Origin of the sequence: Mesorhizobium sp. DCY119, from assembly GCF_003590645.1 — a bacterium.
GTDB lineage: Bacteria > Pseudomonadota > Alphaproteobacteria > Rhizobiales > Rhizobiaceae > Mesorhizobium_M.
In genome coordinates this window covers 3,284,871-3,296,960 of sequence record NZ_CP031834.1, presented here as the reverse complement: position 1 = coordinate 3,296,960, position 12,090 = coordinate 3,284,871, and the positions used below count along the sequence as shown (strand labels likewise).

Below are 12,090 nucleotides of genomic sequence, written 5' to 3'. Positions count from 1 at the left end.
GCGTTCCTACTGCAGCGTTTCTTCCTTCGGGATCATGATTTCCACGCGCCGGTTCGCCGCGCGCCCTTCCTGCGTGCCGTTGTCTGCGATCGGTTCGAGATCGCCCTTGCCGTCGACCTTGATCCGCGCCGCGTCGGACAGCGATTTTGCCAGCACGGCCTGCACGGATGCGGCGCGCGCCAGCGACAGGTCGTGGTTCGACTTGTATCGGCTCGAAACCTTGGGCTTCACATTGTCGGTGTGGCCGATCACGCTGATCGGGCCGGGCTCCTTGTCCAGCGCCTCGGCGATCTTCTTGCCGATAGGCTCGAATTCCTTCCTGGCGTCGACTTTGCCGGAAGCAAACAGCACGGCGTTGCTGACGCTCACCACAATCTGGTCGCCTGATGGCTCGACCGTCATCGTGCCGGCGGCGATCTCGTCGGCCAGCGCTGTGCGAACACGCTGCAGCTGCGTGCTTTCCTGCGGCGGCGGTGGCGTGTAGGCAACAGCCTCGACCCGGTCGATCTTTATCGCGGTCGTTGGGCTCAATCCCGCAAGCCGCGTCTCCAGCGCATCGGCCTCGTTGCCGATCAGGAAGCGCAAAAGGAAAAACGCACCGACAAGAATGGCGCCGGCAAAGCTCGCGATCGCCCACAGCGGCACGCGCGGACCAACGCCCGCCCGGCGCAACGCCATGCCCCGCCAGCGCGGCGAAATCTCCTCGTCGGGCAGCGCCTTGATCTGCCGCATCCTCTGGTGAAGGTTGCCCGTCACGCGCTGCAACAGCGCGCTTCCGCCCGGTGTGCCGCGATACTGGCCCTGAAAGCCGAGCAGCAGGCAGGCATGCATCAGTTCAAGCAGATCGTATCGCTGCGCGGGGTCGGCGAGCGCCTTGTCCAGTTCCTCGAAGAACCCGACGCTGGCGGAGCGGACCTGAAAGAATTTCACCAGCAGGCTGTGCAGCGTCCAGGCATCGCGATCGACACCCGGCAGGCTCTGCACGATTTCGTCGGCAGTGCCGCACAGCACATATTTGGCGACCGATGCCTCGTCCTGCGCAACGCCCGCCTCAGTGGCCTTCTGCTCGAACTCGGTCACCAGCCGGGAAAGCTGGTTCATCAGCGGCGCCAGCTGGATTTCGGTGCTGTGCAGGCGCAGCCTGCCGAGCAGGATCAGCAAGGATGCCGCCGCCGCAATCAGCGGATTGGACGATGGAAATTTTACGCCGCTTGCTGCATTCAGCGCGACGTCGAGAGCAAAGCGCGGGGCCGCCTGTTGGGGCTGTCGCACACCCGTTTCAGGAGTGGCGATGGGGAATGCGGGGCTGAGTATCGTGCCGGTGACCGGCGGCCGTGCCGAAGCCTGCAGACCCGGTGCCGGAGGTGCGGCGTCGCGAAAATCACGCCTCGACACTCCGCCCGGGGAGGGGGCGATGACGGTTTTTCCTTCTCTTCCGAACGGATCATTCTTTCCGCTCATCTTCGGCTTTCCATGATGGCCTTAAGATCTGGATGATCCTCCATAAATATTCGGTCATCGCCAACGGCCCGAACAAATTCTGGTCACAAGCAACAATACTTGTCGAGGTGAAAATAGGCGTAGGCTGAACCCATTCTTATCTTTGCCGGGTTGCTCGGTAACAGGCTGGATCATCTATTGATGATCCAAGGGCTTGCATCAGATTTTCGCAAGGCCGGTGGTAAATCCGGCCAGCGACAACTGAAAGATGATGTCACCGCCCGTGTAGGAACTGACGCCGACATTCAGCAGGGTTCCCTGCTTCAATCCGTCGATCATTCCGGCATCGAGCGGGATGACCGCGTAGCTGCCGCGCTGGTCGGCGGTGACGATCGGATAGGTTGTTTGTGTTTTCTCGTCGATCCAGACCTTGACGCCATTTGTCAGCAGCAAGCCGTGCGGCAGGTTCAGCCGCATCGTGTAGGGCGCGCTTTTGTCTTTCCTGAAGATGGAAACGGCAAGCAGGCGCTTGCCGGTCTGCTTCTCCCGCAACAATTGCTCAAGGGTGCATGAAAGATTCTTTGATGCGGCGTCGCCCTGGCAGCTTATCCGCCAGCCTGGCTGCGGCTTTTCATCGGCGGTGGGCTTGGCTTGCGGCTTCGTCTGCGCCGTCGCGAAAGACAGGCTTGCGCAAATGCAAAGGACGGCAGCGACGCCGATTGCCGCAAACCTGCTTGCCCGGATTCGCGCCAAATCTTGTCCCCCTCGCAATTGAATGCCGACGCAATGGCTTAGAACTTCGCCTTGATGCCGATCTTGCCGGCCAGCGACTGGCTGTCGGATGAGAACTTGGTCTTCAACTCGCCGCTGAGCGTCGTCGTCTTGGAGAGCTGGAGGTTGAGGCCGCTCGACAGGGCCACGGAAAAATCGGCATCGTCGAACTCGAAGTCCAGGCCGGCGATGCTTCCGGTGTTGCGGTAGCCGATGCGCTGCTGCAGCTCCAGCCGGGCATAGGGGCTGATCGCCATGCCGTTGTCGAGGGCGAAGTCGCCATAGAAACCGGGCTCGAACTTGAGCGCGCCGAAGGACACTTTCGACTTGCCGAACTCGTTGCCCTGGCTGTCGGTGAAAGCGTCGCCTTCGAACGAAGCCCAGAGCGCGCCCCCGCGAAGGTCGAACTTCCATTTGTCGCCAAGCGGGAAGATATGCCCGACCGAGCCGGTGAGGGCATAGCCGACAGTGTCATAATTGCCCGTCGAGGCGAGGATGTCGTTGTTGATATCCGTCTGGCCGATGAAGGTGGTGGCCGAAACCAGCCCGTAGCTCATGCCGGTGCGGAACAGGCCATAGGTGCCGATCATTCCGCTCTTGTTGTCGGCGTTGCCGATGCTCCCCAACCCTTGAATGGAATCCATCGTCACGTCGGACGAGGCGTAGCCGCCGAAGAGGCCGACATTCAGCCCGTAGGTCTGGTCGAAACCGTAGTATTTCGCCAAGTCCAGTTCGACGCTGCCGGCAAGGGAAAAGTCGTGCGCGGTGAACGGCGGGCCCTGAAGGCTGTTGGTGCCGTCGGACACGGTGAAGCCGTCATGGCTCACTGCCGCGAATTGCCCGGACGCATAGACGCCGAAGCCAGGCGCTGCATCCGAACGGCCGGAGCCTTTCGGGAAATCGAGCGCAAAGGCAAGCGCGTCGTCGGTGATCTGCTCGATGGCCGCGGTCACCGTTTCGATCGGCTGCGAGTCGATCGCAACGCGCGTTGCCTGCGGCGAAACCAGATCCGAGGGCAGTGCGCGCAGATAGATGCCGCCATTGCTGCCTGTGATCACGTCATAGGCAAACAGCGAGCCGGGCGTGTTCGGTATTCCCCCAACCAGAAAGATCGGCGAAGGCGCGCCAGCGGTGGGCACGACCTCTCCGGCCACCGGCGCAATCGGGATGATGCTGACGCCGGTGAAGACCGGCGTGCCCAGGAGATTGACGAGAACGGTGTTTGTACCGCTCGCCTGGAATTGCCCGGCCGGGATGAAGCGGTCGCCCAGCCCGTCCCGCTGGTTGATGTCGATGCCAAGCGTTGCCCCGTTGAGCGTCAGATTGCCGACACTGAAGCGGTCCGTCGGGTCGTTGTTGATCATGGATATGGTGGAGTTGGTCGCCGACACATTGCCCGTGCCGGTCACCAGCGCTGCCAACGCGGCCCCGTCGACCGGTGCGAGCAAACTGACATCGCCTGCGACATACAGGGTCGAACCGTTCAGCAGCGCCAGATTGCCGATTGTCTGTACGCTGTCCCTGAAGCCGATGCTGGAACCGCTGAGAGTAAGGCTCGAAAATCTATCGAAGTTCTGGCTTCGGAAAGTGTTTCCGCTGGCGCGCGCAAGGTCGGTACCAGTGATCGTTCCGACAACGTTTGTGCCCTGGAACAGCACCCCGTCACGAAGATTGAGATTTGTCCCGGCATTCTCAATCGTCAGCGTATCGCTGGAGATGCCGGTAATGTCGCCGCCGATCGTGCCGCCGCTGAGATTGACCGTTTCGCCCTGCACGCCACCGGCAATGGTTCCGCCGCTGATAGTGACGACATCGGTTCCTGCGCCGCCGATCACCGAGCCGTTTACCGCGCCGCCTGAAACGTTGACGGCATCGTCGCCGTCGCCGCCAAGAACATCGCCGCCGACCGTGCCGCCGCTTACCGTCATGGTGTCGTTCCCGGCATTGCCATCGACCGATCCGGTGAGCGTCCCGCCACTCATATTGAATGTGTCGTCACCGGCGCCGAGATCGACGGAGGTGGCATCCAGGGCGCCGATTTGTGCCGTGCCTGAGACGGTCACGTTGTCGGTGCCGTTGCCGGCAACAACGCCACCGGTGATCGAGCCGCCCGAGATTGCAAACGTGTTGTTGCCTGTGCCTTCGCCGCCGTCGCCGAAAACGGTTCCGCCGATCGTTCCTCCGGAAATGTTTAGCGTGTCGTTCCCGTCATTGCCGTAAATGTCGCCTCCGACGGAGCCACCGCTGACGGTGATGCGGTCATCGCCGGTTTCGCCATTGATGAAAGTCGTCACCGTGCCGCCGCGAATGGTCACGATGTCGTTGCCTTCGCCGGCAGTTATGTGCTCGCCGATGACTGCCGTGCCCGATATGTCGATCGTATCGACGCCTTCATTGCCGGCGACGAAGGTGCCGACGCTGCCGCCCGATATCGTGATTGAATCATTGCCGGCATTGCCGCTGACGGAGCCGGCCAACGTGCCGCCGGTCATGCGGAAAATGTCGTTTCCATCTTCGAGGCCAACCGAATCCGGGCCATCGCCCGCCACGCCGATTTGGGCGTCGCCGGAGACGACAACCGTGTCAGCGCCGCCGCCGGCGAATACGCTGCCGACGATCGTGCCGCCGGAGACGGTTATGGTGTCGTTTCCGATGGATTCCGCGTCGTCGCCGAAGACCGACCCACCGACCAGTCCCCCGGAGACGTCTATCGTGTCATCGCCTGCGCCGCCAAAGACGCCGCCGTCTGTGGCGACTGCGGCCTCGCCGAATACAACGCCTTCGACCTCGCCGCCTGAGACGGTTATCTTGTCGTTGCCGGCATCGCCAAAGACACTGCCCCCGACCGTGCCGTCGGAAACGGTTATGGTGTCAACACCGTCGTCGCCAAAGACGTTGCCGTCGACCGTACCGCCGGACACCTCTATCGTGTCGTCACCATCATCGCCGAAGACGCTGCTCTCAACCACTCCGCCGGACACGGTTATGGTGTCGTCGCCAGTGTCACCAAAAATACTGCCTTGGACCGTGCCGCCGGATACGGTGATTGTATCGTTGCCGGTCGCTTCCGCATCGTCGCCGAAGATCGAGCCGCTGACCGTGCCGCCCGACACCTCTATCGTGTCGTCGTCGTCACCGCCAAAGATGCTGCCGTCTACCGCTCCGTCGGAAACGGTTATGGTGTCAACGCCAGAGTTGCCGTAGATGTCGCCGTTCACCGTGCCGCCCGAAACGTCTATCGTGTCGTTTCCCGATCCGGCAAAGATGCTGCCGCCAAATGTACCGGCTCCGATGGTGATGATGTCGTCACCCGCGCCGGTCTGAAGCTGGATGATCGGGGCGTCGCCAGCTTCGGTGTCCCGGCCGATGAAGCTTCCGCCCTTCATGCTGAAATTGTCGGTGCCGGCACCCATGTCGATCGAAAAGTCCGAAAACGGCTCGCCTTCGCTGTTGTCGTCCTGCTGGATGTCCACGTCGCCCGTCACCGTGAAGGTGTCGTTGCCGGCGCCGTCATATTCCGTGCCCAGCTGCCTGAGCAGAAACGTCGGATAATCGGTGGTGATGGTTTCGGTCTCGGCATCGTCGCAAACGACGGCGATCGAATTGATCGGACCGTCAGCAGGTTGCCGGGTGGCTTCGCACGCCTGGGCGCTGGAAGGGTAGATCGTATAGCCTATGGCAAGCGCTAAAATGGAAACGCCGGCGAGGTGAGCGGCTCTTGTGTCCCTGGTCATTGGCCCATCCCGGCCGGCCCGACACGCGGAGCGGCCACACTGAAAATGGATTCTTTGAACGCTCCCGGGCTTATCTATTTTTTGTTAGGCTTATGGTCGAAATGCTAGGCGAGCATCTCATTGCTTACAACACCTCATCCGCAGGTAGAGAAGATAATCGATTTAATGTTGCAATAAAGACACGAACAATTCTAGGTTGCTTCGTGTCAAAATCTCTTTGAAAATTGATGCTTTACAGTAATCATTCATCATCTTTGACGGACATTTAGCCGGAGGATACCTCAATTGGCCGATACTGAGCATCGGTTCAGTACCAAATTCGGGAGTTGAGCATTTTGACGCCGGGGATAACCTTCCCAAGAGTAGAGGTGGTGAAAGGTCGCCCGTTGCATTTCTGGCTGGGCGATGCCGGTCAATGCAAATTGTTTCTGTAGAAAATCGAACGATTTAGTGCCATCATCTTCAAGCAGCGGAAGTTACGCTGTTTTGAAGGAATTAACTGCAGAGACATCAAAGCGGTTATTGATATGAAACCTTCCAGGAAATTCTTGGTCTTGCTGTCTTTCCTGGCGCTTTGCCTCGTGATTCCGCTTCCGGTGTTCGCCGCCGCGGAAAACCAGAACACGCCCGCGCAACCCAAGCGTCTCGCTATCGTCATCGGCAATTCGAACTATCAGAGCGACCGCTATGAGGACCTGCCCAACGCGGCCAACGACGCCACCAAACTCTCGGAAAGCCTGCGTCGGCTGAATTTTGAAGTCGTGGTCGGAACCGATGAGACATCGGACCAATTCGAAAAGATCTTCGAACGCTTCGACGGCAAGCTGGACGGCTACACCGCCGTCCTGATCTTCTATGCCGGTCACGGCGTGCAGGTCGATGGCCAGAACTTTCTGCTGCCGGTGGATTCGCTCAATCCGACCGACGTCGGCAACCTGACGGCCAAGGCGGTGAAACTGAACGACGTGATTGCGCGCTTCGCCAGCCGCGACCGGCCGACATTCATATTCCTCGATGCTTGCCGCAACACCCCGCTGGGGTTGGATTCCGCCGGCGTCGGCCGCGGTCTTGCGCAGGTCGAAGTCGGCGAGAACACCTTCATCGCCTTTGCTACGCAACCGGGCAACGTCACGGTCGACGGGGCAGGGCAAAACAGCCCGTTCACCAAGGCTTTGCTTGAGAACATCGAGTTTCCGGGCCTGAGCATCTCCGACATGATGATCCGGGTGCGCAACGCGACGGAGGCGAGCACGCTCGGTAATCAGGTTCCGTGGGATCAATCCAACCTGCGCGAGCAGTTCTACTTCACCGAGTTGCAGGTCATCGACCCGCAGGAACTCGGTGCGACCCTCAACAGGATACTCCAGATTCCGAGCGCCAAGGCAAAGCTGATGACCCAGCTGGCATCGGCCGACAGCGACCTGCAAAGCACGGTCCTGCTTCTGGGCCGGCAATTGCCTGAAATTGTCCGTTCTGCCGATCCTGCCAGCCAGAACGATGCCGGCCAGCAGCAGATGGCGAGCCTGGCTCCGGCGGATTTGGAAAAGAACGTGGCGTCCGCCCTGGGATCGGTCGTATCGGGCAGCGACCAGACCGGCAGTGACATTGCAAACCCGCACGCTTCCGACGTCAGCCGCCGCGTGCAGGCCGAACTGTCGAGGCTCGGTTGCTATCGAAAGCCGATCGATGGCGTCTGGGGGCAGGGCTCCCAGAAAGCGCTTTCCGATTACTACCGGCAGACAAAGCAGGCGAATGCAGTGCCCGAACCCAATCTCGATCTTCTCGGCGACCTGTTCCTTCGCTCCGGCCGGGTCTGCCGGCAGCCGGTCGTGGCACCGAAGCCGGTGAAGACCGCCACCATGGACCGCGCTCGCGACGGTACGAAAGCCAGCCGGTCTTCGGGGCGTGCGCCCCAGCGCGAGAAGGTTCAGCGGCAGCAGAAGGCCAGGCCCGCTGCGCCCCCACCGGATATCGGCGCGGGCATCGGCATTGGCGGCATTTTTTGACGAATTGATTTCGATTGGCAGCGGGGCTGTGTGACATGCTTCATATCGGAGGTCGGGTGCGATTTCGTATGTCAGACGTGTCGTCGGCATGGTGCGGTCAGACGCGGTTCGCCGAATTCGCCGCCATGCCTTTGCCGCAGATAGCGGCTGACGCTCACGGCAGGCTCTAGAAAGGCGCACCCAAAAATGCCCGAAGCCACTGTCGTTCGAACACCGCTCGGCGGGGACAAGCTGATCTTCACCCATCTCGTCGGGCGCGACGAGGTCAGCCGCTGCTTTGCCTTCACGGTCGGTTTCGTCAGCAAGGATCCAGATATCGATCCCCTAAAGATGCTCGGCGGCGTCTTGTCCGTTGAGGGCGAATCCGGCGGCCCGAAACGCTGGTTCAGCGGCATTGTTTCGGAATTCCGTCTGACCCGCATCGAAGATCGGCTCGCGCATTATGAAGCCACTGTGCGACCGTGGCTCTGGTTCCTCGGCCATACATTCGACTGCCGCATTTTCCAGGGCTTGAGCGTTGTCGAGATAGCCGAGAAGATTTTCGCCAAGCATGCGCCGGGAAAGTTCGAAAAACGCCTGCAGGGGTCCTATCCGGCGCGCGAATACTGCGTGCAGTATGACGAGAGCGATCTGGATTTCGTGCAGCGCCTGCTCGAGCACGAAGGCATCATGTATTTCTTCGAATACGCCGACGGCGACCACACGCTGATCCTTGCGGACGCGATGAGCAAGCTGAAGCCGGCGCCCGGCGCCGAAACGGTTCCCTATCACTTCGAGGGCGAGGCGACGCGCCGCGACGTGGAGTACATAACCGAGTGGATCCCCGGCCGCTCGGTCCTGCCCGGAACCTATGCGCATACCGACTACGATTTCACCAAGCCGTCTGCCGACCTGAAGACGAAATCGGCGCAGCCATTTTCCCATGAAAGGGCGAAGGGCGAGCACTATCGCCAGCCTGGCGCTCATCTGGAACTCGGCCGTGGCGACGCGATAGCCGCGATCCGGCGCGAGGAGCTTCAGGCGGCGCACCAGCGCATTGCCGCAGCCGGCACGGTTCGCGGCCTGTTTTCAGGGTCCACGTTCAAGCTCGACGGCTTTCCGCGCAAGGACCAGAACCAGGAATATGTCGTATTGCGCGCCGACTACAGCATGTACGACCCGAGTTATCATTCCGGCACCGACAGCAAGGGCGAGAGCTACCAGGTCGTGATGGAAGTGGCGCCAACCGCGGTGACCTATCGTCCGCCCCGCATCACCCCGCGCCCCATCATGCGCGGTCCACAGACCGCGACGGTCGTCGGGCCCAAGGGCGAGGAAATCTTCACCGACAAATATGCCCGCGTAAAAGTCCAGTTCCATTGGGACCGCGAAGGCAAGAAGGACCAGAACAGCTCCTGCTTCGTGCGCGTTTCGCAAAGCTGGGGCGGCGGCGGCTGGGGCTTCATCCAGATACCGCGCATCGGCCAGGAGGTGATCGTCGATTTCCTCGAAGGCGATCCCGATCTCCCGGTCATAACCGGCAGGGTCTACAACGCCAACGAGATGCCGCCTTATGGGTTGCCCGGCAATGCGACACAATCCGGTTTGAAGACCAACTCGTCGCCTGGCGGCGGCGGCTACAACGAGATGATGTTCGAGGACAAGGCCGGCTCCGAACTGGTCAATTTCCAGGCCCAGAAGGACCACAAGCTGCTGGTCAAGAACGACCGCAACAAGCTGGTGCAGCACGACCAGTCAGACCGCATCGACAACAATGCCAAGCACTCGGTTGGCGTCAATCTCGACGAGGATGTCGGCAAGAACAAGACGACCAAGGTCGGCGTCGACCGCAAGGTGGACATCGGCTCCAACGACACCGAGACCGTCGGCATCAATCGCTCGCTGACCGTTGGTGCGGACGAAAAAATCCACGTCAAGGCGAACTCGACCGAAAACATCGATTCCAACCACACCCAGACCGTCGGCGCGATCCAGACCGTCACGATCAAGGCGGCGCGCATCGATTCCGTCATGGCGACCGAGACGCGCAGCGTAGCGCTCGCCCAGACAAATACCATTGGCGCAACGCGCAGCATGACCGTCAAGGCGGCGCAAAGTCACGACATCGGCGCCAACGACGATTGGAAGGTCAAATCGAACCAGACAGTCGATATCGGCGGCGACCAGACCTTCAAGGTCAAGGGCCAGCACAGCACCGACGTCAGCAAGGGCAGGGACGCCAAGATCAAGGAAGACGACATAGCCGAGATAAGTGGCTCACGCGTAGTCAAGGTCAAAAAAGGCAGTGCGGTCGAGATCACTGAAGATGGGCTGATCAAGATCGGCAAGGATTTGATCATCGAAGCTGGTGACTCCATCATCATCAAATGCGGCTCTGCAGCGATCGGCCTAAAGAAAGACGGAACGATCTCGATAGAGGGCAAGGACATTACGACAACCGCTTCCGGCAAGATCAACGGCAAGGCCTCAAGCGAGATCACCTGGAAGGGCAGCAAGATCAATCACAACTGACAGGATGTGGCGATGACCGACGTTCTGGAACGTATAGAAGGCGTAGTTATTGGCGTGTTCCTCGGTTTCGATGGGGAGGCACCACTTGTCGTCTTTCCCGGCAATCCGGAAGAGACGGCAATTCCGGCGCGCAGCCTCACCGAACTTACCTCGACAATGATCGGTACCGAAGTGGCGCTGCTCTTCCAGGAAGGTGATCCAGGCCGACCGCTGATCGTCGGTCGAATCGTGGAACCGTTGCGCAGATCATCGGCGCCTCATGTCGTGCGCGACGGCGAGACGGTCAGGATCGTCGCTGAAGAACGCATCGAACTTCGCTGCGGCAAGGCGACTATCATCATGGAGAAAGACGGTCACATCACCATTCGCGGTACCTATCTGACCAGCCAAGCCAGCGCCGCCAACCGCATTCGCGGCGGCTCGATCAACCTGAACTGATGCCGGCCCCGATCCTCAAAGAGATCGTCCGCCAGCATGCTGAACAGGCGGCATTCCTGTGGACGGTTTATGACCGTGCGTTGCTGTATCCGGATGAAAACCCGGAAATGGATGAGGTGCGCCTTGCCCGACTGGTGGAACGGCTGGAAGCGCATTTGGATGGGTTGAGGGTGGCCGGCGAGGAGGGGTTAAGGATAGCAGGCGAACGCTACCAAGAGTACCCGGAAGCAGGAGAGCTATTTGTCATCCGGATGCTTCAGCCCAGGGCTAAATCTATGCGCATTGAGAATCTTAATTTGGTGCAGGTTCGCGAGTATCTCGCCGCTAACAAGCCCTAGTTGTCGAAACGATATCCCGCCCAGGTCTCGCCATCATAGCGAATGGTGATCTTGTCTCCGAAACTAACCAAATATTTGTCATCCGCCACGACGCCGTAGCTGATGACCGTTGATTTTATCAGCTCAAGTCCGCCTTCCTTGTACACATAGACGCCCACAGTACTGCCGGCTATGTAGATGTTTTTCTTGAAATAACAAAGCCCGTGAAGGTCAGCTTCTGTAAGCTGTAAGTCCTCCCACTCTTCGTCGCTGCCCCGAAAAAGCGTGCCTGCCTCGCCGCAGACCCAGATTGTTGAGTCAGGCAATGCGAGCACTGAAGTCAGGCGACGGTTGGTCGGTAGTTCGAGGCGCTGCCATGTGGGCGCGACATAGCGCCAGAGGGAGCCTCTATTGCCGCAAGCATAGAGAGTTCCGTTGGCAGCGCGTACCACTCCGAAAAGCTTTTGACCGAGCGGTTCCGAAACTGCGGTCCAATCCGCGCCGTTCCATAGGTAAACGATTCCAGCGTCGCCGACGGCATATACCTCTTGGTCTGAAACACCCCAGACATATGTGATTGCACGTTCTGATACCGTGCGAGAGACCAAGCCGGCGTTGCTTTGTTGGTGCACTTCGCCAGTGTCATCCGAGATATGGAGGACGCCAGCGGGACTTCTCCAGAAGCTCGTGAGCCAAGAGTGTATTTCCGAAATCACGGTGAGCGTTAAGCTCTGCGGTGTTTCGCGCAAACCGGAAATTCGAATTATCCGTGACCAGTAGTCCTCCGAGTCCGTTTGAACGAGAAGCGTGAGAACAGAGTTTTCATATTCGGGAGACGCGCAGTCGCAACTGGGAATGAACTTGGGCATAGAT

The 12,090-nt window shown here is 59.9% G+C and carries 8 protein-coding genes; 4 read left to right on the top strand and 4 right to left on the bottom strand.

Annotated elements, in window-relative coordinates; translation table 11 throughout:
- Positions 1 to 6: 6 nt before the first annotated feature.
- The 3 genes from tssL to DZG07_RS23920 all read right to left on the bottom strand — a co-directional run bounded on the left by tssL (position 7) and on the right by DZG07_RS23920 (position 5,945).
- Positions 7 to 1,461 (bottom strand): type VI secretion system protein TssL, long form, encoded by a 1,455-nt coding sequence (gene tssL, locus DZG07_RS16080; protein WP_119818593.1) that lies wholly within the window; start codon positions 1,459 to 1,461, stop codon positions 7 to 9.
- Between the two features lie 198 nt (positions 1,462 to 1,659).
- Positions 1,660 to 2,193, bottom strand: a complete 534-nt coding sequence (locus DZG07_RS24360; RefSeq protein WP_162931639.1) for an invasion associated locus B family protein — start codon at positions 2,191 to 2,193, stop codon at positions 1,660 to 1,662.
- A 38-nt stretch (positions 2,194 to 2,231) separates the two neighbouring features.
- A complete protein-coding gene (locus DZG07_RS23920) occupies positions 2,232 to 5,945 on the bottom strand; it encodes an autotransporter (protein ID WP_162931638.1) in 3,714 nt (1,237 codons plus the stop codon).
- A gap of 548 nt (positions 5,946 to 6,493) precedes the next feature.
- Here DZG07_RS23920 and DZG07_RS16070 point away from each other — a divergent pair.
- From DZG07_RS16070 to DZG07_RS16055, 4 genes are all read left to right on the top strand, one after another.
- Complete coding sequence (locus tag DZG07_RS16070; RefSeq protein WP_245429495.1) at positions 6,494 to 7,951, top strand: caspase family protein; 1,458 nt, start codon at positions 6,494 to 6,496, stop codon at positions 7,949 to 7,951.
- 186 nt (positions 7,952 to 8,137) lie between these two features.
- Positions 8,138 to 10,462, top strand: a complete 2,325-nt coding sequence (tssI, locus tag DZG07_RS16065; protein ID WP_119818587.1) for a type VI secretion system tip protein VgrG — start codon at positions 8,138 to 8,140, stop codon at positions 10,460 to 10,462.
- A 12-nt stretch (positions 10,463 to 10,474) separates the two neighbouring features.
- A complete protein-coding gene (locus DZG07_RS16060; protein ID WP_091911932.1) occupies positions 10,475 to 10,900 on the top strand; it encodes a DUF6484 domain-containing protein in 426 nt (141 codons plus the stop codon).
- Positions 10,900 to 11,238 carry a hypothetical protein gene (locus DZG07_RS16055; RefSeq protein WP_091911931.1) on the top strand — a complete coding sequence of 113 codons (339 nt, stop codon included), beginning with the start codon at positions 10,900 to 10,902 and terminating at the stop codon, positions 11,236 to 11,238. Before DZG07_RS16060 ends, DZG07_RS16055 begins: the two co-directional genes overlap by 1 nt.
- Here DZG07_RS16055 and DZG07_RS16050 read toward each other — a convergent pair.
- The gene (locus DZG07_RS16050; protein ID WP_133304754.1) at positions 11,235 to 12,086 is read right to left on the bottom strand and encodes a hypothetical protein; all 852 of its coding nucleotides are present in this window, start codon (positions 12,084 to 12,086) and stop codon (positions 11,235 to 11,237) included. The genes DZG07_RS16055 and DZG07_RS16050 overlap by 4 nt on opposite strands.
- Positions 12,087 to 12,090 lie beyond the last annotated feature (4 nt).